The 20,596-nt window shown below is 58.6% G+C and carries 17 protein-coding genes and 3 pseudogenes; 11 read left to right on the top strand and 9 right to left on the bottom strand.

All coding sequences use genetic code 11. From position 1 onward, the window contains the following. The first annotated feature begins 312 nt into the window (after nucleotides 1-312). From KGB28_RS09860 to KGB28_RS09830, 7 genes and pseudogenes are all read left to right on the top strand, one after another. A pseudogene (locus KGB28_RS09860) lies at nucleotides 313-3,058 on the top strand (type VI secretion system Vgr family protein). Beyond that, entirely contained in the window at nucleotides 3,055-4,884 is a 1,830-nt protein-coding gene (locus KGB28_RS09855) for a phospholipase D-like domain-containing protein (RefSeq protein ID WP_223444505.1), read from the top strand. Before KGB28_RS09860 ends, KGB28_RS09855 begins: the two are co-directional and overlap by 4 nt. Continuing rightward, complete coding sequence (locus KGB28_RS09850; RefSeq protein ID WP_046044019.1) at nucleotides 4,884-6,146, top strand: sel1 repeat family protein; 1,263 nt, start codon at nucleotides 4,884-4,886, stop codon at nucleotides 6,144-6,146. The genes KGB28_RS09855 and KGB28_RS09850 overlap by 1 nt, the downstream gene beginning before the upstream one ends. A 165-nt stretch (nucleotides 6,147-6,311) precedes the next feature. Then, nucleotides 6,312-7,154, top strand: a pseudogene (locus KGB28_RS09845) (phospholipase D-like domain-containing protein); the annotation flags it as partial. Next, nucleotides 7,154-8,416, top strand: a pseudogene (locus KGB28_RS09840) (sel1 repeat family protein). The pseudogenes KGB28_RS09845 and KGB28_RS09840, both read left to right, overlap by 1 nt. Before the next feature lie 19 nt (nucleotides 8,417-8,435). Beyond that, the gene (locus KGB28_RS09835) at nucleotides 8,436-9,701 is read left to right on the top strand and encodes a DUF6396 domain-containing protein (RefSeq protein WP_223444529.1); all 1,266 of its coding nucleotides are present in this window, start codon (nucleotides 8,436-8,438) and stop codon (nucleotides 9,699-9,701) included. Beyond that, a complete protein-coding gene (locus KGB28_RS09830) occupies nucleotides 9,691-10,602 on the top strand; it encodes a DKNYY domain-containing protein (protein ID WP_223444503.1) in 912 nt (303 codons plus the stop codon). Before KGB28_RS09835 ends, KGB28_RS09830 begins: the two co-directional genes overlap by 11 nt. A 311-nt stretch (nucleotides 10,603-10,913) precedes the next feature. Here the strand turns inward: KGB28_RS09830 and KGB28_RS09825 are convergent, their stop codons facing one another. The 5 genes from KGB28_RS09825 to KGB28_RS09805 form a co-directional block, all read right to left on the bottom strand. Continuing rightward, on the bottom strand, nucleotides 10,914-11,303 hold the full coding sequence (locus KGB28_RS09825) for a hypothetical protein (protein ID WP_223444500.1): 390 nt from the start codon (nucleotides 11,301-11,303) through the stop codon (nucleotides 10,914-10,916). 56 nt (nucleotides 11,304-11,359) lie between these two features. Continuing rightward, the gene (locus tag KGB28_RS09820) at nucleotides 11,360-12,706 is read right to left on the bottom strand and encodes a glutamine synthetase family protein (protein ID WP_223444499.1); all 1,347 of its coding nucleotides are present in this window, start codon (nucleotides 12,704-12,706) and stop codon (nucleotides 11,360-11,362) included. 20 nt (nucleotides 12,707-12,726) lie between these two features. Continuing rightward, nucleotides 12,727-13,281, bottom strand: coding sequence for a helix-turn-helix domain-containing protein (locus KGB28_RS09815; protein WP_007976194.1), 555 nt, complete (start codon nucleotides 13,279-13,281; stop codon nucleotides 12,727-12,729). 25 nt (nucleotides 13,282-13,306) lie between these two features. Further along, nucleotides 13,307-14,596: an NAD(P)/FAD-dependent oxidoreductase gene (locus KGB28_RS09810; protein WP_223444498.1), complete on the bottom strand. Its 1,290-nt coding sequence runs from the start codon at nucleotides 14,594-14,596 to the stop codon at nucleotides 13,307-13,309. Nucleotides 14,597-14,732: 136 nt separating this feature from the next. Further along, nucleotides 14,733-15,935, bottom strand: a complete 1,203-nt coding sequence (locus KGB28_RS09805) for an NAD(P)/FAD-dependent oxidoreductase (protein ID WP_223444497.1) — start codon at nucleotides 15,933-15,935, stop codon at nucleotides 14,733-14,735. A 309-nt stretch (nucleotides 15,936-16,244) separates the two neighbouring features. On the opposite strand from KGB28_RS09805, the gene KGB28_RS09800 reads away from it, so the two are divergent. Further along, on the top strand, nucleotides 16,245-16,805 hold the full coding sequence (locus KGB28_RS09800; protein WP_223444496.1) for an RrF2 family transcriptional regulator: 561 nt from the start codon (nucleotides 16,245-16,247) through the stop codon (nucleotides 16,803-16,805). 93 nt (nucleotides 16,806-16,898) lie between these two features. Here KGB28_RS09800 and KGB28_RS09795 read toward each other — a convergent pair whose 3' ends face one another. After that, on the bottom strand, nucleotides 16,899-17,234 hold the full coding sequence (locus tag KGB28_RS09795; RefSeq protein WP_223444527.1) for a hypothetical protein: 336 nt from the start codon (nucleotides 17,232-17,234) through the stop codon (nucleotides 16,899-16,901). Nucleotides 17,235-17,486: 252 nt separating this feature from the next. Between KGB28_RS09795 and KGB28_RS09790 the strand changes: the two genes are divergently transcribed. Together KGB28_RS09790 and osmE are read left to right on the top strand one after the other, a co-directional pair. Then, nucleotides 17,487-17,726: a hypothetical protein gene (locus KGB28_RS09790; RefSeq protein ID WP_223444495.1), complete on the top strand. Its 240-nt coding sequence runs from the start codon at nucleotides 17,487-17,489 to the stop codon at nucleotides 17,724-17,726. Nucleotides 17,727-17,739: 13 nt separating this feature from the next. After that, nucleotides 17,740-18,090 (top strand): osmotically-inducible lipoprotein OsmE, encoded by a 351-nt coding sequence (gene osmE, locus KGB28_RS09785; protein ID WP_223444489.1) that lies wholly within the window; start codon nucleotides 17,740-17,742, stop codon nucleotides 18,088-18,090. Between the two features lie 51 nt (nucleotides 18,091-18,141). Here osmE and KGB28_RS09780 read toward each other — a convergent pair whose 3' ends face one another. Continuing rightward, nucleotides 18,142-18,342, bottom strand: a complete 201-nt coding sequence (locus tag KGB28_RS09780) for an SPOR domain-containing protein (RefSeq protein WP_223444488.1) — start codon at nucleotides 18,340-18,342, stop codon at nucleotides 18,142-18,144. A 216-nt stretch (nucleotides 18,343-18,558) separates the two neighbouring features. On the opposite strand from KGB28_RS09780, the gene KGB28_RS09775 reads away from it, so the two are divergent. Beyond that, complete coding sequence (locus tag KGB28_RS09775; RefSeq protein WP_150724237.1) at nucleotides 18,559-18,921, top strand: NUDIX hydrolase; 363 nt, start codon at nucleotides 18,559-18,561, stop codon at nucleotides 18,919-18,921. A gap of 3 nt (nucleotides 18,922-18,924) precedes the next feature. Here KGB28_RS09775 and KGB28_RS09770 read toward each other — a convergent pair whose 3' ends face one another. Together KGB28_RS09770 and KGB28_RS09765 are read right to left on the bottom strand one after the other, a co-directional pair. After that, a complete protein-coding gene (locus KGB28_RS09770) occupies nucleotides 18,925-19,623 on the bottom strand; it encodes an alpha/beta hydrolase (protein WP_223444487.1) in 699 nt (232 codons plus the stop codon). A gap of 42 nt (nucleotides 19,624-19,665) precedes the next feature. Beyond that, nucleotides 19,666-20,439 carry a 1,6-dihydroxycyclohexa-2,4-diene-1-carboxylate dehydrogenase gene (locus KGB28_RS09765; protein ID WP_223444486.1) on the bottom strand — a complete coding sequence of 258 codons (774 nt, stop codon included), beginning with the start codon at nucleotides 20,437-20,439 and terminating at the stop codon, nucleotides 19,666-19,668. Between the last annotated feature and the right edge of the window lie 157 nt (nucleotides 20,440-20,596).

Below are 20,596 nucleotides of genomic sequence, written 5' to 3'. Positions count from 1 at the left end.
GTCCTACGTAGGAGTGGCGTACTCCAGTGGAGTTGCCGAAGGTTCGGGCCGCGTTCGGACGATATTTTTGATCCTCTACTCGGGCTCAACCCGAACGGATAGACGACATCGAAAGAAGCGCCACCGCTTAACATCGAACAGGTCGTAAAACATCCCACAGACCAAGCGGGTCGACACCAAGACGCTTCCTACGTCACCACCAGAAACATCCTATATCAACCTTTTTTGCCTTCCTGAAAGCTGTCGAGCGCTTGAACGAGGGGGCTAACGAAAGCCCCCCCATCCGCTTCGATAGGCCAGGGAGGTCTGACTTTGTCCAACGTATCGCGCACCTTCATCGACCACAACCGCCACACTCTCAAGATCGACCAGCTCGACACCCACCTCGACGTCCTTACCTTCGAGGGCCATGAATACCTCAGCCAACCCTACCTCTACCGCATCGAATTCACCGCCAGCGACCTCGACATCGGCGCGGAAAAATTCATCGGCCAGTTCGCCGAGTTCAGCCTGTACGACGCACCGTCCAACGTGCCCGTGTTCGACTGGGAAGTGCCCAGGCCGATAATGCCGCTGCGCACGCTGTACGGCCGCATCACCGCCTGCCAACGCCTGTCCGGCTCAATCGACGAAGCACGCTACGAAGTCACCCTGCAACCGCGCCTGGCCCTGCTCGATCGCGGCCAGCAGACACGGATCTACCAGCACCAGTCCGTCCCGGACATCGTCAAAAGCATTCTGCGCGACCGCCATGGTCTCGACACCGGGCACTTTCGCTTCAACCTCAAGCGCGAGTACCCGCAGCGCGAGCAGGTGATGCAGTACCAGGAAAGCGACCTGGCTTTCATCAGCCGGATCCTGGCCGACGTCGGCATCTGGTACCGCTGCATCCAGCACGAAGAGCTCGCCTTCGACGTCGTCGAGTTCTGCGACGACCAGCGCTGCTACCAGTTCGACGTCGAACTGCCGCTGCGCTCGCCCTCGGGCTTCAGCAACAGCGAGCAGGACAGCGTCTGGGCCCTGCAAACCCGCCACAAGGTGGTGGAACAGCAGGTCAGCGTACGCGCCTATCACCCCGACGACAGCCGCGCCTACCTCGACGGCGAGGTCGACCAGACCCTCGGCGAGCCCACCACCCACGGCGTGGCCACGACCCGCGGCGTCGCCGACAACACCTACGGCGAGGCCTACCACTACGCCGAACCCTACCGCGTGCTCGGCAAGTCCCACCTGCGCGACGAAGACCTGCAAAGTGAAAGCGGCTTTTTCTACGCGCGCCTGCGCCACGAACGCTACCTCAACAACCAGACCCACCTCAGCGGCACCAGCAGCAGCGCCACCCTGGCCCCGGGTCAGGTCCTGACCATCAGCGGCGACGCCCCCAAGGCCTTCGCTTCCCGCGTGGTGATCACAAAAATCACCACGCGCGCTGCCCGCGACCGCAGCCTGACCTGCGATTTCGAAGCCATGCCCTACGCCTTGCGCCTGTGCTTCCGCCCAGAGGTCCCGCCCAAACCACAAATCGCCGGCACCCTGCCAGCACGCATCACTCACCCCCCAGAGCAACCCCCTGTACACCGAAATCGACCTGCAAGGGCGCTACCGGGTCAAGTTCCTCTTCGACCGCGACACCTGGCCCGCCGGCCGCGAAAGCAAGTGGCTGCGCCAGGCCCGCGCCTACGCCGGCGACACCTACGGCCTGCACCTGCCGCTGATCGCCGGCACCGAAGTGGCCATCGCCTTCGAACAGGGCGACCCGGACCGCCCCTACATCGCCCACGCCCTGCACGACGACCAGCACCCCGACCTGGTGACCCAGCGCAACGACCACCGCAACGTGCTGCGTACGCCGGCCAACAACAAGCTGCGGATGGACGACACGCGGGGGCAGGAGCACGTCAAGCTCAGTACCGAGTATGGCGGCAAGAGTCAGCTCAATCTGGGGCATCTGGTGGATGGCCAGCGCAAGAAGCGCGGGGAAGGGTTTGAGCTGCGTACGGATGACTGGGGCAGTCTGCGCGCGGGCAAAGGCCTGTTCATCAGTGCCGATGCGCAGGCCAAGGCGCAGGGGCCGGTACTGAACATGGCGGATGCCGTCGACCGCCTGCAGCAGGCCGGCGAACAGTTGCAGCAGCTCTCCACTGACGCGCAGACCGCTAAAGCCGAACCGGCGGACGTGGCCGCTCAACTCAACCTGCTGCGCCAGGACCTGGAACAGCTCAAGTCCCAGGTCCTGCTCCTCAGCGCCCCGCAAGGCATCGCTCTCACCAGTGGAAAACACCTGCAACTGGCGGCCAAGGACAACCTGATGCTCAACGCCGGGGGCGAAGCCGACCTCAGTGTGATCAAGCGCCTGTTCGTTGGCGTCGGTCAGGGCTTGAGCCTGTTTGTGCGCAAGCTCGGCATCAAGCTGATCGCCAATCAGGGGCCGGTGAGTGTGCAGGCACAGAACGACAAACTGGAACTGATCGCCCGGCACGGCCTGGACATCACCAGCACCGAAGATGAAATCCACATCACGGCGAAGAAGAAAATCGTCCTCAATGGCGGTGGCAGCTACCTCAGCCTGGATGAGTGTTGCATCGAGTCCGGCACGGCGGGGGATCACAAGGTCAAGGCGGCGCACTACGACTACAGTGGCCCGGCGAGCATGAAGGCCACGCACCCGGACTACCCCAAAATCCTGTCGAAAGAAATGATTAACCTGAGCCTGGCGCCCGCTCCGAACGCCTCCAGTCACGGTTGGGCCGGCATGCCCTACACGCTGTTGGCCGACGGCGCGGTACTCAAGAAAGGCGTGCTGGACAAGACCGGCCTCATATCGATTGACCATCAGGTGGTGACCCGAGGCTATCGCGTTGTCCTGGCCAACGGCACGGTTTACCAGATCCCGGTACCGACCGACTACCGCAATGCCGAGCAGGCGGTACTCGCCAATCAGGGTCTGCACAACCACCCCTCGCAAACCGATACCAGCGTCAACCAGCCCGCTTCGCACACCGATCATCGCGGGCAGTACGCCGCGCACATCGCCCCTCAAGGAGAGAAAACCCGATGACTCAATTCGAATGCGTGGTGCCCATCGCGCTGCAGCACACCAACACGGCCACCTGCACGGCGCCCTGGTACGTATGCAACACCGAATACCATCCGGTAGGCGCTACCTATCAAGCGTTGATCAACGGCGAGGAAGCCTTCAAAGCCGTGTACGAGGCCATCGCGGCAGCAAAACAATCCGTCGACATCATCTGCTGGGGGTTCCAGCCGTCGATGTTTTTCATCCGCGACGGCAAGGCGCCGAGCATCGGTGAACTCCTCCTGGCCAAGGCCAAGGCCAGGACCAAGCCAGGCGTCAAGGTACGGATACTGGGCTGGGAAATGCCATTCAATCTGGCGGGGGTGGGCGGCGAAGCCAACCTGCCCGGCAAAGGCTCGCTGCGTATTGCCGATCGGGCGCTGCAGCGCTCCACCGAGGCGCAATACACCGAAGACCGCGAGTGGTTTGCCCGCTGTGCGGTCTCAGGCAACAAAGCGGCGCAACAGGTCGCGAACGGACTGCCAGCATTCGTCAGTCGTGGTTTCAGTTGGGAGGAAAGGGCTGAAATTTCCCATTGGGTGAAGTATGAAAGTCTCGACCCGGACATCAGCAGCAAGATGCGCCAAACCCTGAAGCTCACCGCCACCCACCACCAAAAGACCGTGCTGGTCGACTACGAACTCCCTGAAAGCGCCGTCGGCTTCGTCATGGGCCACAACATGCTCGACGAATACTGGGACACCAGTGCTCACACAGCGTTGAACCGTGCCGAAGGCAACAAGCCGGCACCCAACCAAGGCCCACGGGGCAGTACCCCGCGTCAGGACATCTCCAGCCAGGTCAGCGGCCCGATCCTCGAACACCTGCACCACAACTTTGCCACGGCCTGGTTCAAGGAGACCGGCGAGGACCTGATGGCGTCGCGCGAGGCCAAGCAGCTCGGGCTGCGGCTGCAATGCAATCCCGGCGCAACGAAGCAAATCGCGCAGATCCTGCGCACCCAGGCCCAGGAACGCAAACGCGACATCGAGACGCTCTACCTGCAAGCGGTGAACAACGCGACCCAGTTCATCTACATCGAGAACCAGTACTTTCGCTGGCCACCCTTGGCCGAGCTGATCAAGCAGGCGGTCGCTGCCCAGCTCAGGGGCGGGCGCGACCCCGACCTCCATGGCCCCCTGCACCTGTTCGTGATCACCAACGCCGGCGACGACAGCGTGGGCGCCGGCACCCGCAACACCCAGCGCATGCTCGAAAGCCTGGGGCGGGCCGAGACCATTCCTGAAGTGACCAAGCTGCAGCGCATCGAACAGGTAAAAGCGCAAGTATCACCCCGGCCGATGCCCGAGCCCCGCGACCGTGCCGGGCACCGGGAACTGGCCGAGTGGCAGGCCGAACTTGATTGGCACATCAAGCAAATCAAGGACAGCACCGTCACCCCGGAGGACATCCCCGGCCTGAAAGTGCACCTGTGTTCGCTGGTTGCTCCGGACTCACCGGCGGGCAGGGAATGGATGCCGGTGTACGTCCACTCCAAGCTGATGATCGTCGATGACGTGTTCACCACCCACGGTTCGGCCAACATCAATACCCGCAGCATGCAGGTGGATAGTGAGCTGAACATTGCCCATGAGTGGATGAGTGTGACCCAGGCAATGCGGCGGAGGTTGTGGGATCTGCATACGGATGGGAAGGGGGTGCAAGAGGAGGTGGGCGATGCATTCGAAGCTTGGCAGAAAATCATCGATGACAACAAAGATCTTCAAAAGGACAAAGAAAACGGCGTTCCCGACGCACCTCTTGTCGAGTTTTATTACGGCAAGGCCAAACTGCAGGACCTCGACTGATGCGCCGTTTTCTCTTGCTCTCCTGCCTGCTGTTGGCGGCTTGCGATAGCCGCAGCACCTTTAACTATATGAAGAAGGACCCTCATGTGAAACCTCTGACGGAAATCAAAGCCAACCTGGCGTTCACCTGCGCCCACGAAAATATCCCCGAAGCCAGTGCTGAATCTGACGTGCTGTTCAAATATGCCCGCTGGCTACAGAAAAATAACCAGCTCAAGCAAGACAAAAACGTAGATGTCGATATCGAGCGGTTGTACCGCATCGCCGCCGAAAATGGTCATTACAAAGCCAACATCAACTTGCAAAACGGGTCGATGCGCCAACGGTTCCAGTTGCGTGGCGCCGAACACCTGCGCTTGAGTCAACAACTGATGGATGCTGGTGTGGCCACAGGTTACTACTTTGTGGGGATCTTTCTACAGCAAGGCTCGGCGGGCCTTAAACAGGATCCGGAAATGTCCTTGCGCTACTACCGTAAGGCTGCTGATAAAGGCAGTGCCGAAGCGCAATACTATGTGGGCGACAAGCTGGCACCGAGTGATATTGCTCCGGATGTCGCGAGGCAAATGCGCCGTTGTGCCGCCGAGCAGAAACATGGCAGAGCGGCCGTGGCACTGGCTGTTAATCTTAAAAACAAGGGAATTTACCAAGAGGCAGTTGAAGTACTCCAGATGGGTGTTGCCGGAGGGTATGAACATGCTGCTGGCCGCTTGGGCGATGCATTTCGCGGCCCTTCCAGTAGCAACAAGTTGGACTACTTAGGCCAATCGGAAGACCTTGAGCGTGCCGACCGCTACAAAAAAATCTGGAAGATCCTTGCGGGTTATTCATATGCCAACCCCAAAGTCCCCGAAATCAACGAAATCCTCCCGCTGCCACCGGCCAAACTCCCCGCCTGGGACGGCAAGCTGCAATGGCTAGAAGAGCGCCTGGCAAACGCCCCGCCAGAAAAGCCCAGCGAAGCGCTGATCCAGCAACTGGCCAAGGCCAAGCTCCTCGACCCCACTTCCGGTCGACCGCTGCCAGCATCTCCCGATTTCATCCGGGAGCCTTACCGCAAGCTGACCTGCAACAGCGGTCAAGCCTGCCCGCAATCCGGCTATTGGAAAGCGGAAGGCATCGTCGACGAGATCCGACGTTTCGATAAAGGCGAAATCATGCCGACATTGAACGTCCGGCGTAGCCATAGCCGTTTCCTGCTCGCCGACCGAATTACCGTCGAAGAGGAAAACATCGAATGGATATTGTTCGGTGAAGCCTGAGCATTTCTGATCCGATTATCAGTCGAGGCACTCGGCGGTTGATCGGTAGCAAGAGCCTGACAAATCAACGCCAATTCCGGCAACCACAAGAGCAGCGCAATGACCCAGTTTGAGGCAGACGCACATGGAGGTGAAACGACTACAGGCATAGCTATGTTCAGACCGCGAAGGCAGGCACAAAAAGGCAAATGCGACATTGAGACGCTCTACCTGCAAGCGGTGAACAACGCGACCCAGTTCATCTACATCGAGAACCAGTACTTTCGCTGGCCACCCCTGGCTGAACGGATCAAGAAAGTCGCCGCCGCTCAAACCGAAGGTGGTCGCGATCCCGGGCTGCACGGCCCCCTGCACCTGTTCGTCATTACCAACGCCGGCGACGACAGCGTGGGCGCTGGCACCCGCAACACCCAACGCATGCTCGAAAGCCTCGGGCGGGCCGAGACCATTCCCGAAGTGACCAAGCTGCGGCGCATCGAACAGGTAAAAGCGCAAGCATCTCCCCGGCCAATGCCCGAGCCCCGCGACCGCGCCGGGCACCGGGAGCTGGCCGAGTGGCAGGCCGAACTTGATTGGCACATCAAGCAAATCAAGGACAGCACCGTCACCCCGGAGGACATCCCCGGCCTGAAAGTACACCTGTGTTCGCTGGTTGCTCCGGACTCACCGGGCTGGCAATGGATGCCGGTGTACGTCCACTCCAAGCTGATGATCGTCGATGACGTATTCACCACCCACGGCTCGGCCAACATCAATACCCGGAGCATGCAGGTAGATAGTGAGCTGAACATTGCCCATGAGTGGATGAGTGTGACCCAGGCGTTGAGGCGGCGGTTGTGGGACCTGCATACGGATGGAAAGGGGGTGCAGGAGGATGCGGGTGATGCATTCGAAGCTTGGCAGACAATCATCGATTACAACAAAGAGAGACAAGAAGACGAGACAACTCCTTACGCCCCCCTCGTCGAATTTTTCTACGGAAAAGCCAAACTGAGCGACCTCGACTGATGCGCCGTTTTCTCTTGCTCACCTGCCTGCTGTTGGCGGCTTGCGATAGCCGCAGCACCTTTAACTATCTGAAGAAGGATCCTCATGTGAAACCTCTGACGGAAATCAAAGCCAATCTGGCCTTCACCTGTGCCCACGAAAATATCCCGGAAGCCAGTGCTGAAACCGACGTGCTGTTCCACTACGCCCGCTGGTTGCAGAAAAACAATCAGCTCATACCGGACAAAACTGTCGATGTCGAAATCTAGCGGTTGTACCGCATCGCCGCCGAGAATGGACATTACAAAGCCAACATCAACCTGCAAAACGGGTCGATGCGCCAACGATTCCAGTTGCGTGGCGCCGAACACCTGCGTTTGAGTCAACAACTGATGGATGCTGGTGTGGCGACAGGTTACTACTTTGTAGGGATTTTTCTTCAGCAGGGTTCGGCCGGGCTTAAGCAGGATCCGGAGATGGCGTTACGTTATTTTCGCAAGGCCGCAGATAAAGGCAACGCCCAGGCGCAATACGATGTGGGGGACAAGCTAGCGCCAAAGAGCATTGCTCCAGAAGTTGCCCGGCAGATGCGCCGTTGTGCTGCTGAACAGGGGCATGGCAGAGCTGCTGTCATGTTGTCGCTTTATTTAAAAAGAAATCAAAAATACAGCGAAGCAATCGAAATCTTGCAGATGGGGGTTGCCGGAGGGTACGAACATGCTGCTGGCCGCTTGGACGACGCCTTTCGCGGCCATCCTAAGACCAACGAGATGGACTATTACGGCCAAACCGAAGATCTCGAACGCGCCGACCGCTACAAAAAAATCTGGAAGATCCTTGCGGGATATTCCTACGCCAACCCCAAAGTCCCCGAAATCAACGAAATCCTCCCGCTGCCACCGGCCAAACTCCCTGCCTGGGACGGCAAGCTGCAATGGCTCGAAGAACGCCTGGCCAACATCCCGCCAGAAAAACCCAGCGAAGCGCTGATCCACCAACTGGCCAAGGCCAAACTCCTCGACCCCGCCTCCGGTCGACCGCTGCCAGCATCTCCCGATTTCATCCGGGAGCCTTACCGCAAGCTGACCTGCAACAGCGGTCAAGCCTGCCCGCAATCCGGCTATTGGAAAGCGGAAGGCATTGTCGACGAGATCCGACGTTTCGAGAAAGGCGAAATGATGCCGACCCTGAACGTCCGGCGTAGCCATAGCCGTTTCCTGCTCGCCGACCGAATTACCGTCGCAGAGGAAAACATCGAATGGATATTGTTCGGTGAGGCCTAAGCATTTATGGGGCTGTTTGATACTCATCGCCTTGACCGGCTGTGGCGCTAACAATGCCGAGCCTTTGTCGGTGGACTTTGTAAACCCGCTCACCGATATCAACATTAGTCTCGCCTTCACCTGCCAACACGAAACAATTCCGGCGACCTCCGCCGAGGCCGATGTGCTGTTCCATTACGCGCGCTGGCTGCAAAAGAACAACCAGCTTAAGCAGGACAAGACTGTTGATGCAGAGATAGCGCGCTTGTACCGCATCGCCAGTGAGAACGGCCATTACAAGGCCAATATCAATCTGCAGAACGGTGCCATGCGCGGGTATTTCGGACTGCGCGGTGAAGAGCATTTGCGCATGAGTGAGCAACTGATCAACGCGGGAGTGGCAACAGGATACTACTTTGTTGGCATCTTCCTGCAGCACGGCGCAGCCGGGCTGCAGAAAGATCACGAAATAGCGTTGCGTTACTACCGTAAAGCCGCTGATGAAGGTAATGCGCTAGCTCAAGCCTATGTCGCAGACAAGTTGGCGCCGATCAACATTGCCCCGGACGTTGCCCGGCAAATGCGCCGTTGCGCTGGGGAGCAAGGAAACGGCAAAGCGGCAAGAGCACTAGGTATTAATTTATCGACGAAAGGGCGTTATCAGGAAGCACTCGAAGCATTCCAGCTCGGGGCAGCGGCCGGTGACAGCACTTCGACTTCTTTTTTGAGCAAAGGCTTCCGTGGTCCGGAGCCGGATGATCGGTTGTACTACCTGGGCCAACAGGAAGACCTCGAACGCGCCGATCGCTACGAAAAAATCTGGAAAATCCTCTCGGGCTACTCCTACGCCAATCCCAAGGTCCCCGAGATCAACGAGATCCTCCCGCTGCCGCCTGTCCCGTTGCCAGCCTGGGACGGCAAGCTCCAATGGCTCGAAGAGCGCCTGGCCAACATCCCGCCCGAGAAACCCAGCGAAGCACTGATTCACCAACTGACCAAGGCCAAAGTCCTCGAACCCGCCACCGGCCGGCCCATGCCAGGCTCCTCGGCCTTTATACCGATCGACTACATCAAAAGACCGACCTGCATCAGCGGCCAAGCCTGCACGCATACCGGTTATTGGCTGGCGGAAAGTATCGCCGGTCAATCCTGGTCGCGCCTGGAAAAAGGCGAGCCCCGGCGCTTCGAGAAGGGCGAGATCATGCCGACCCTGAACGTCAAGCATCGTCACAGCCGCTTCCTGCTCGCCGACCGTGTGACGGTCGAGAAGGAAAATATCGAATGGAGGCTGTTCGGTGAGGCCTGAGTATTTATTGATCTATATATTGGGCACGGCCTTGATCGGCTGTGACACTTCCTCTGCCAATAGACCGGAGACAGAAACCAAGAATAATCCGGGTAAAGAAATTTGTCGCGAGTTCACCAATGACTCGCAGGGCAAATGCACAACCAAACTGCGTTTTATCTCCAGCAACTATGTTGTTAAAAAAGGGCATGTTTACTGGATGACCAAAACAGAGCGCAAGGAAAAGCCCTGCGGTTTAGGCATGCCTTTTTTTTTCCACAATCTCATGTCGTGGAGATGTTTTAGATCAGAAAGCAATCAGATCGATCATGTTGAGGAACGCCGACTTAGGAGTGTTGCACCATACTCTCCTCAGTTTAAAGCGCTCGAGGGCAGCTCGCCTCTACTAACAACCTGGCAGCAGGAGCAAATGGCAAGTTATGCGAAAGATGAAAAGTCAGTTTTTTTTAAAAACATTGAAATTGTTGGTGCCGACCCAAATAATTTTGAAGTCGTTTTTCCATTTGGGGATGACGAAATGTGGAAAAATATCAGCGTCTCACAAAGTGGAAAATCGTTATTTTCCAAATGGAAGCCGATTGGAAATATTGAGCTGAATCAATTTCGTGCATTCACTCCAGTTCGATGCCCGGAAAACGGGCTCAGTTGTGTTAAAAAATTCGAAGATATTAAAAATGATAATTTGCGCCATGGAATAATTGGATGGATAGGCGATGCTGTTTTAGTTCTCCACGAAAATGGCATTAGTCGTTTTCCTGGTATGGTATCGCCAGACACGTTCATGTTCAGGAGTAGATATAAAACCTACCTTTACGCTAAGAAATCCTTCTATGAGTTGAGCGGCGATCATGACAAGCTAATTAAAATGGATGTTGAATTTTATGAGCGCTATAACTATTGATTAAGGCTCTCGACTGAGGAAGAGGTTTTGATAGCACTTCGGAGTTTGCATTGCTGCCAAAATCCCGATGGCATTACATCCGTGAATTGACATTCCACCGCTGAGCAATGTGATAATACACTGGTGACCTGAATTTTATCGGGGCCTGCATTTATCCAATGAATTGTAGAGTTCTGGCCTTCGACCCTGCAGGAAGATGCAACCTGATGCACCGTTAAAACAGAAACCTGATGCAGCTGAAATAACACCGCCAATTCCGGAACTTACAGGGAGTAGCACAATGAGAAAATTTAAAGCAGGCGAAATAGAAGTTACCGTTGTAGCAGGTCCACGAGAGGCTTGTGGTTACAATGGGTGAAAGCACAATTCAAGTAGTCCTTGAAGGCAACTTCATTGACGGCCAAGTAATGGAATTCACCGGTCAAAACCTCAAGCAAACAATCACCAAAGACTGCCAAATTATCGTTAGCCAAGGCGATTCGGCCAGTGGTCAAGTGGATTGAATCGAGAGAAACCCCGCCTGTCCCGCCTCTCGGCTGATAGCCATGAGTGTGCTCCATTGCAGTCTCAATTATTTTCAGGCAAAAAAAATCCCAGGCAGCTGATGGACGCCTGGGATTTAAAAATGCATAAACCGTGGTGGTGAACGCGGCGCGGATATTACGGAATATTTCGGCCTGTAACAAGATATTTTTATTCACTATCCAGTTACTAATCCTCCTAACCCCTTCAATATCCACATGTTTTCTAAGGGCGACTAGAGGAACCAGCGATACTCCCGCGCGCTGATGTCATGCAGAAATGCCAGATGATCCTGGCGCTTGTTTTCGCAATAGACGTCCACGAACTCCGCCCCCAAGCCTTCGCGCAGCGATGCATGATTTTGCATGGACTGCACCGCTTCGAGCATTTCCAGCGGAAAATCGATGCCACTGCCGCGGTCTTCGTTGAGCGGTGCAATCGGCTCGCGCTCCCCTTGCAGGCCTTGCTCCAACCCCACCAGAATCGCCGCCAACGCCAGATACGGGTTGGCATCGGCGCCCGCCAGGCGATGCTCAATACGCAGGTTCTTGATGTCCGACTCTGGAATACGCAAGCAGGCATCGCGATCCTCGAAGCCCCAACTGGCGCGGGACGCCACGTTCACCGTGCCGCTCAAGCGACGCATGGCGTTGTGGTTCGGGGCAAAGATCGGCATGCAATGCGGCAACACATCCAGGCAACCGGCCACTGCATGGCGTAGCGCCCGCTGGCCGTTTGCTGCCAGCAGGTTGTTGCCGGCCTGGTCATACAGGCTGACATGCACGTGCATGCCGCTGCCGGGGTGCTGCAGGTAGGGTTTGGCCATGAAGCTGGCGCGGTAGTTGTGCTTGAGCGCCACGCCCCGGGTGCTGCGGCAGAACAGGGCCGCCCAGTCGGCGGCGCGCAGGCCGTCATCGCAATGGCCGAAGTTGATTTCGAACTGGCCCGGGCCGAGTTCGGCGGTGATCACCGTGGCATCGACGCCCTGCGCTCGCGCGGTCTCGACCATTTCATCGAGCACCGGGGCGAAGCGCGACAAGCGTTCGATGTGCATGTTCGGCTGATCGTCGGCATCGCCGCTCAGCTCATCACGGGGGAACTGCGGCAAGCCGTCCTTCAAGCGGCTGTCGAACAGGTAAAATTCCAGCTCGAAGGCCACCACCGGGAAAATGCCCTTGCGCTTGAGTCGATCCAGCACCCGCGCCAGCACTTCGCGGGGCTCGAATTCGATGGGTTTTTCGGTGCCGTCGGAGGTGATCAGCATCTGGCCCAAGGGCTGCTTTTCCCAGCTCACCAGCTTCAAGGTGCCGGGCACCAAACGGCGCAGCGCATCCGGGTCACCATCGTTGAAGCAGTAATCGCCGATCTTGAACAGTCCGCCCTGGGTGCCGAGCAACACGCAGTTCTGCGGCAGCTTCAGGGCACTGCCGGCAGCGACTTTTTCCAGCATCTCGATCGGGTAGCGCTTGCCGTAGAAATGCCCCGGAATGTCCAGGGAGATCAGGTCGACGTAACGCACTTCGGGGTTGCAGTGGCGGAAGTTGCGAACCTCGGCCAGCAGTTCAGAGCACACAGCATCCATCGTTTTGTTCCTTGTTGTTATCAGGTGTAAACCCAAAGCACACGGGTCAGTTGGTCGGACAGGTTGCCGTAGCGGCAGTGCGCATGGCTGGCCAGTTGAAAGCTGTCGCCGGGATGCAGGGTCACCGGTTCGTTGTCGTCGAGCCACAGGGTCAACTGCCCTTCCAGGACGTAACCGCCCTGCTCGGAGCTGTCCTTCATGTGTCGGTCGCCGCTGCTGGCGCCGGGCTCGAGCTGACTTTCGAGCATCGAAAAGGACGCGCGCATCTTTGGCGAGACGAGGATGTCGGTGATGCCGTCGGCGTAGTACAGCGTGCGGCGCTCGTCCGGGCGGGTGACCCAGGACAAGGCCATGGGTTTGGGCAGGCTGTAGAAATAGGTGGTTGGCACGCCCAGGGTTTCGCTGATGGCGGTCAGGTCCGCCACGGTCGGGCGCGACAGGCCACGCTCGACCTGGGACAGAAAACCCACGGAGCGGCCGATTTTGTCCGCCAGTTCCTTCAGGGTGTACTTTTTGTGTTTGCGCAGGTCCTGGATCAGGATCGCCAACGCCGAGATTTCTTCTTGCATGTCCATCTAGAGGCTTCCAGAAAGTGTCGCTTCAAATGCTGTCGCGCAGTCGATACCAGGCCTTGCCGATGGCTTCCAGCGGCGCGGCCAGGTATTTGCCGCCGGGAAAACTGCCGTTGTTCAAGCCCTGGTACAGGGACAACTCGTCGGGCTGACCGAGCACCGCGTCGGACACCGCCCGCGCCGCGGCCAGTGTCGGCAGCACGCCATGCCCGGAATACCCCTGCATCCAGTACAGATCGCCGCGCCGTCCGATATCCGGCGTGCGCTTGAGGGTCAGGTCGATGTGGCCGCCCCAGGCAAACTCCAGCCCGACGCCGGTGAGTTGCGGGAACACGCGTTCCAGGAACGGCCGGGTCGCGGCGGCGATATCCTTGGGCATCCCGCCCAGGTAAGTGCAACCGCCGCCGAACAGCAGGCGGTTATCCGGGGTACGCCGGAAATAATCGAGCACGAACTGATTGTCGGTCACGCACACGTTGCTCGGCAGCAGCGCGGTGGCTTGCTCCTCGGTGAGCGGTGCGGTCGCGACCTGATAAGTCCCGACCGGCAACACGCAACTGGCCAGTTGCGGGTCGAGTCGATCCAGGTAAGCGTTGCACGCCAGCACCAGCACATCGGCGCGAATACGACCGCGCTCGGTGGTCACCACAAACCCGTCGCCCTCCTCGCCATAACTCAGCGCCTTGCTTTGCTCGTGGATGCGGCCACCGGCGCGCTCGATCGCATCGGCAAGGCCGAGGGCCAGTTTCAGCGGGTTCAAATGCCCGCCTTCGGGATCGAAAAGCCCGGCCTGATAGCGCTCGCTGGCAACCCACTGGGGCAATTCGCTGCGCTCGATAAATTGCAGTTTGTCGTGGCCCCACTTGTGGCTGGCCTCGTGTTGCCACTCGGTCAGCAGGCCTACCCGACGGGGCATCACCGAGGTCCAGAGATGGCCGGCGCGGTAGTCGCAATCGAACTCATGGCGGCCGGGCAAGTCACGCAACTCGCGCGCGGCCCAGCGCATGCCGTCCCACAAGCGCCGCGCCCGTTCGTAACCCAGTGCCGCTTCCAGCGGTGGCATGTCGCACGACCAGCCGAGAATCGCCTGTCCGCCATTACGCCCGGACGCGGCCCAGGCTACCCGGCTGGCTTCGAGCAAGGTCACGCGCTTGCCGGCCAGCGCCAGGCGCAAAGCCGTGTGCAATCCACTGAAACCGGCCCCGATGATCAGCACTTCGGTGTCTTGCTCACCTTCCAGTGCGGCTCGATCGACCAGGCGATCGGCGCAGGTATGGGCGTAGTAACTGGCGACATGCCGGGTGGATTGCTGAAACATACGGCCTCGTGAAATTTTGTATTTTTAATTTCATGAAAAAATACACGGTAAATTTCACACAGGCAAATGGCACGCAAAAAAATCCCGCCCAAGAAGACTTGGGCGGGATGTTTAATCAGACGCGTCAGCGACCGTATCAGGCAATCGGGATCAACGGATCCGCTGCGGCCCACGCGGTGTCGCGGTTCGCCGCTGGCGGGTAGATCCATTGGGTGTTGATCTGGGTTTTCAGCGACTTGGCCTCCTCCTTGACCAACTTGACCTGACGATCCCAACCCTCGGTGTACACCGCGCCCCAGGCCCCCAGGTCGAGGCAGGTCACGTATTTCGGCTGGCTGTACGGCGTCGGATCGACACCGAGGATTTGCGCCGCCACGTTATTGCCGGCGTGACGCCCCAGGACAATGGCGTGCTGGCAGGTCATCAAGGCGTAGTTGCCGATCTCGTCACTGGCCGCGTAGGCGACGTCGCCGGTGGCGAAGATGTCGTCCTGACCAATGACTTTCAGGTGCGCGTCGACATGCAGACGGCCCAGGTGGTCACGCTCGGCCGGAATCTGCTCGGTCAGGGAGCTGGCGCGAACGCCGGTGGTCCAGACCACGGTGTTGGCATCGATACGAGTACCGTCGGACAGGGTCACGCCGTTGGTATCGACCGACACAACCGAGGCTTTCAAGTGCCATTCCACGCCGGTTGCCAGGCTGGCCTCGACGATCGATTCGGCGATTTCCTCACCCATCGAGCCGCCAATCTTGTCGCCACGGTCGACGATGATCACATTGATGTCGGCACGGTCGCCGAGGATGGCCCGCAGGCGGCTCGGCATTTCAGTCGCCGTTTCGATCCCGGTGAAACCGCCACCGGCTACCACCACCGTGTTGCGCGCCTTGCTTTCCGGCTGATTGGCCAGCGCCTTGAGGTGGTTTTCCAGACGCACGGCCTGTTCGATCTGATCGACGTCGAACGCATGTTCAGCCACGCCCGGAGTGTTCGGCGAAGCCAGGCGGCTGCCGGTGGCCAGAACGAGTTTGTCGTAGCTGCGGACTTGTCGGGCACCTGTGGCATCGACATAGCCGACCTGTTTTTGCCCGACGTCGATGGTTTGCGCCGCGCCCTGGATGAACTTGACCCCTACGGCATCGAACAAGTCGCCAATCGGTGCAGCCAGTCGGTGGGCGTTCGGCTCGTAGAAGCGCGGACGCACACGCAGTTCGGCCTGAGGAGCCAGCACGGTCACTTCAACGTCGTTGTGGCCATGAATGTCGAACAGGCGCGTGGCACTCAAAGCGGTCCACATGCCACCGAAACCTGCGCCGATTACCAGAATGTGCTGCTTCATCTTTAACTCCAGAGGGATAACCAAGTGTTGAAAATCGTTGAGGGGTTCAAGGACCGCCGTCGGGTTGTACCGGGATAAGTGCCTGCCACTCCGACCGAACAACTACGACTCTATTGATCCAAGTTAAATCCTGCAACAGATTTTGATCAATGGCTGCCATCGAAAACCCTGATCCCTGACCTGAACGCCATGTATTCAGCGCATCAGAAGAGCGTTCGCTGTCATGAAAAAAGATTGAACGAGGAGGGATTCGTTGCCTGACTTGCTTTCGGCTGTTAGAATTTGCGACTAATTCAGTCGGAGATCTGCATGTCTCTTTACAGCGCGGGTGTCGAATACGGCATCCACTGCCTGCTTTTTCTGGTGGGTAACGGTGGCGACTCGCGCGAAGCGAGCGTGCGCGACCTTGCCGATCTGCAAGGCGTCCCCCAGGACTATCTGGCGAAAATCTTCACCAAGTTGGCCAAGGCCAATCTGGTGGTCGCCACCGAAGGCATGCGCGGTGGCTTCAAGCTGGCCCGGCCCGCTGACGAAATCACCTTGCTGGATATCGTCAATGCCATCGACGGCCGCAAGTCGATCTTCGATTGCCGGGAGATCCGTGGCCGTTGCGCTGTGTTTGACGGCGTCCCGCCTGAATGGGCATTGGACGGACTGTGCGCGATCCATGGCGCGATGATGGTTGCGCAAAAACGCATGGAAGAGGCACTCGCCCAACAAACCATCCTCGACATCGCCAGGAAATTCGGGCGCAAGGCCCCGCCAGAATTCGGCGTCAAGGTGGAAAGCTGGATGAACGAGCGTCGGGAACGTAAAAGTGCCGCCCAGGCGAACGAGCAAATCATCCCGACCACCAACCTTCCAGACTGATCCACACAAAAAAAACCGGATGCACACCAGGCATCCGGTTTTTTCTCAATTGAGTCGAAAAACGGTCGGTGACCGATTTTCACCCTCTCGCGTTTACAAACAGTCGCGCACGATTTTGCGCAGGTCGCCGGACTTGGCCCAAGGTGGCCCCTGATACAGCGAAACCCGGCTGCCGTCCTTGTACTTCACGATATCCAGCACTTCGTCGGCTGTGATTACGCTGGGCGCGGTGATGCGAAATCCGTTGGATATCGAAACCTGGGTCGTATTCGATACTTCCTTTTGCCAGGCAGGCAACACGCACGCCGCATACTCTTTTGGCGTCTTCTCGCTGTGCTTGCTGACATTCGGCTCGCCCGGTACCAGCGACGCCGGCAACGAGCACCCGCCCAGCAATGCCAACACGACTCCCCCCATCAACATCCGCATGCTGTTTCCTTTAATTCGAAATAAGAAAATGTAGCTCGCCGTCGTCCCTACAGCCATCCCCAACGATTCGGCGACTGTCATTGATATCACTTCGCCCGGTTAGTTCCTTGCGTTCAGATAAAACAGGACAGCTTGTTTTCTCACTCGCTGGAGTTTTCCCGACCAAGGGAGCCCCCGCTGATTCAGACGAACACAACATCCGGTGCGGTAAACAGGTCTAAAATTCCTGAGTGAGGAGTTCAGGAGGTCATCATGTGGCTTAACGAATCGGAACAGGAACTTCGGCGTGATCTGCAAGGGCTTGCGTCGGATTTGCGCTGGTCGGCCGTGGAGCTTTTGCGCATCGAGCAGCAATTGCGCCTGCTCGGCAACGAAGCCGACGCGCAAGCCGTTCAGAAACTGTGTGCTTTGTTTCAGGGTGATGAAGAAAAACTGTCCGGCTATGCCGAGGAAGTGAAAGCCAAGGTCATTAGCCGCAACAAGACTCAATAGCGGGAGCGCTGCCATGAACAGGCCTCTATTTACGTTGGTCGTCGCACTGACCGCGTTGGCAGGCTGCAGCACCAACTCGATCTACCAGGACCAGCCGCTGGTCGCGAAAGTCGACACCGGCATGACCCAGGAGCAAGTCCGGAAAATCGGCGGCCAGCCCCTGGCGGTCACCGGCCGGACTGTCGTACCCGGCACGTGCTTTGACTACAAACTGACTCAGGCCGGCCATCAACAAGCGTTCAATGTCAGCTTTGACGACCGTGGCATGGTCGACAACAAAAGCTTCATGACCTGCGCGCAGTGGAGCCACACGCAACAAAAGGCCCGGGAACCCTCCCGCCCTAGCGGAGGCGGTGGCTATTAGCGCCGTCGCATCATGAAAAAGCCCCGGAAAACCGGGGCTTCGGGCACGACTTCATTTTGCTTGATGGCTGCCGCCAGGCCTGCCAGCACGCGCCCTGTAGCCGGGCAGCGAAGCGGCAAACGCCAGTGCTTCTTCCCGACTGGCAAACGAGCCCAGTCGGTCGCCTTGGGTGCACACCCGCCAGGGGCCGTGGTTCACGCTGAGTACGTCGTAACCGTTCATGTGCATTTTGTTCAGCATCGGAACGCTCATAGTCACCTCCTCTTGGGCAGTGATCTCAGGTTGACTTGCTTACCTTACACCCACCCTTGTCCAAAATACCGACCAGACGTCGCCATGGAAATTCCTTCTGGTTGCACTTTTCGTCACATTGGCACCTCAAATTACTCAGATAGCAGCACAATCGCGGCCCTCGCCCGAATGCTGCACGTCCATGCCTGTTCCATGACAACGGCCATCGGGTAATCCATGAAAGTACGCGCAACGATCATCTTCGAGCAGGACAGGCATGTATTGCTGGTACGCAAGCCAGGAGGACGCTGGACGCTGCCCGGCGGCAAGCTCGAACGGGGTGAAAGCGCAGCCGATGCCGCCGTTCGCGAGCTGCTGGAAGAAACCGGCCTGCGGGTCGACGAGTTGATGTACGTGCTGGAGCTGGAATCGGACGGCACCCGACACCACGTATTCGAGGTGTCGGTGCTGAACCTGGAGCAATTGCGACCGCTGAACGAAATCACCGATTGCATCTGGCACCCGCTGGATGCGCTACACAATCTGAACATCAGCGACACCATGCGCAGTATTGTCAGCACCTTTGTGCGCCGCTTGTAGGCCCTAGCCGTTGGCCAACGCCATCGCGGCCCTGTCGATCAATGCCGCCACTTCGGCGGGCATCGACGCCAATGACGCATGGCTGGCGTTCAAGGTCAGAATCTCCCGGGCGTTGAGCCGCGCAGCCATCCATTGCTGGTTCTGCGGCGCGATCATCCGGTCTGCGGTCGAGATCTGATACCACGATGGCTTGTTCTTCCAGGCCACCGTGCCAATGGTGTCGTCGAAGGTGCTCGCCAACGGCGCTTTCTGGGTGAGGCCCATGACCAACCCTTCGGTCGCCGGCAGGTCCTGACAAAAGCTCTCGTGGTAGAGCTCAGGCTTGACCCACAGGTAACCGTCGCTATCCGGCGTCAGGTTGGCCGCTGCCGCAGGCAGGTGCCGTTGCGTGATGCCGCCGGGGCTTTCACCGGCGTCCGGCGCGAATGCGGCGATGTACACCAGCCCGGCCACATTCGGCATATCCCCCGCTTCAGTGATGACCGCGCCGCCATAGGAATGCCCCACCAGCAGCACCGGACCGGGCACCTGGGCGACCATCTTGCGCGTGCGTTCGGCATCCTCGGCCAAGGACGTCAGCGGTAACTCGACAGCGCGAATGTGCGTGTCGCCCCGGCTGAGCAATTTGACGATGACCTTGTTCCAGTGGGCGGCACCGCCCCAGAAACCATGGACCAGCACGATCGTGGGTTTGTCACTCATCACCATGACTCCGTTTGCGGATTGGATTGTTAATCGCTCGCGTCAGCCCTGATCGCCACCGCCCACGGGCATGACCATGCCGGTGATATAGGACGCATCGTCGCTGGCCAGAAACAGAATAGCCCCAGCCTGCTCATCCAGAGTGCCGTAGCGTTTCATCAGACTGCTGTCGAGGGTCTGGTCGACGATCTGCTGGTACCAGAGTTTTTCCTGCTCACTCTGCTCGGCACCGTTGCGGGGTATGCGTCGCGGCGGTGCTTCGGTGCCGCCAGGCGCCGTGGCGTTGACCCGCACGCCACGACCGGCGGTTTCGAACGCCAGACAAGCGGTCAAGGCATTGACCCCACCCTTTGCCGCACCGTAGGGCACGCGGTTGAGGCTGCGGGTGGCGATGGAGGATACGTTGACGATCGCACCACTGCCCTGCTCCAGCATCAACGGCAGCGCGGCATGGCAACACCACAAGGTCGGGAACAGCGAACGGCGAACCTCGGCCTCGATCTGCGACGCTTCATAGTGCTCGAATGGCTTGGCCCAGATCGTGCCGCCGACGTTATTGACCAGCACATCGAGGCGACCGAAGCGCTCGACAGCGGTTTGCATCACCCGACTGCATTCCTCGTATTGCTCAAGGTCGGCGGTCAGGGCCAATACCTGGGTGGTCGAGGCTAGCTGCTGTTGGACTTCGAACACCAGGTCGGAGCGATCCACCAGGATCAGCTTCGCCCCTTCGGCGGCCATACGCTCGGCCACCCGTCGCCCGATACCTTGGGCAGCGCCGGTGATCAGGGCGACTTTTTCTTGAAATCTGTTCATGTGTACCTCATCGGTCAATGACGATGTATCGGTCGAAACCCAGTCCTGTGGGAGCGGGCTTGCTCGCGAAAGCGGCCTGACAGGCGACATAGATGCTAAATGTTCCGGCCCCTTCGCGAGCAAGCCCGCTCCCAAATTGGATCTGCGCCGTGCACGG

Origin of the sequence: Pseudomonas sp. BF-R-19 (assembly GCF_019956445.1) — a bacterium.
Lineage (GTDB): Bacteria > Pseudomonadota > Gammaproteobacteria > Pseudomonadales > Pseudomonadaceae > Aquipseudomonas > Aquipseudomonas fluorescens_BH.
Note: the sequence above shows the minus strand (reverse complement) of the source record. Positions and strands in the feature narration are given on the sequence as shown.

What these genes read in the sequence shown, in the direction of transcription:
- KGB28_RS09800 (WP_223444496.1), top strand. Translation starts at nt 16,245, where the DNA reads ATGTCTCTTTACAGCGCGGGTGTCGAATACGGCATCCACTGCCTGCTT.
- KGB28_RS09780 (WP_223444488.1), bottom strand. Translation starts at nt 18,342, where the DNA reads ATGAGCGTTCCGATGCTGAACAAAATGCACATGAACGGTTACGACGTA.
- KGB28_RS09775 (WP_150724237.1), top strand. Translation starts at nt 18,559, where the DNA reads ATGAAAGTACGCGCAACGATCATCTTCGAGCAGGACAGGCATGTATTG.
- KGB28_RS09805 (WP_223444497.1), bottom strand. Translation starts at nt 15,935, where the DNA reads ATGAAGCAGCACATTCTGGTAATCGGCGCAGGTTTCGGTGGCATGTGG.
- KGB28_RS09850 (WP_046044019.1), top strand. Translation starts at nt 4,884, where the DNA reads ATGCGCCGTTTTCTCTTGCTCTCCTGCCTGCTGTTGGCGGCTTGCGAT.
- osmE (WP_223444489.1), top strand. Translation starts at nt 17,740, where the DNA reads ATGAACAGGCCTCTATTTACGTTGGTCGTCGCACTGACCGCGTTGGCA.
- KGB28_RS09790 (WP_223444495.1), top strand. Translation starts at nt 17,487, where the DNA reads ATGTGGCTTAACGAATCGGAACAGGAACTTCGGCGTGATCTGCAAGGG.
- KGB28_RS09820 (WP_223444499.1), bottom strand. Translation starts at nt 12,706, where the DNA reads ATGGATGCTGTGTGCTCTGAACTGCTGGCCGAGGTTCGCAACTTCCGC.
- KGB28_RS09815 (WP_007976194.1), bottom strand. Translation starts at nt 13,281, where the DNA reads ATGGACATGCAAGAAGAAATCTCGGCGTTGGCGATCCTGATCCAGGAC.
- KGB28_RS09855 (WP_223444505.1), top strand. Translation starts at nt 3,055, where the DNA reads ATGACTCAATTCGAATGCGTGGTGCCCATCGCGCTGCAGCACACCAAC.
- KGB28_RS09765 (WP_223444486.1), bottom strand. Translation starts at nt 20,439, where the DNA reads ATGAACAGATTTCAAGAAAAAGTCGCCCTGATCACCGGCGCTGCCCAA.
- KGB28_RS09770 (WP_223444487.1), bottom strand. Translation starts at nt 19,623, where the DNA reads ATGAGTGACAAACCCACGATCGTGCTGGTCCATGGTTTCTGGGGCGGT.
- KGB28_RS09795 (WP_223444527.1), bottom strand. Translation starts at nt 17,234, where the DNA reads ATGCGGATGTTGATGGGGGGAGTCGTGTTGGCATTGCTGGGCGGGTGC.
- KGB28_RS09810 (WP_223444498.1), bottom strand. Translation starts at nt 14,596, where the DNA reads ATGTTTCAGCAATCCACCCGGCATGTCGCCAGTTACTACGCCCATACC.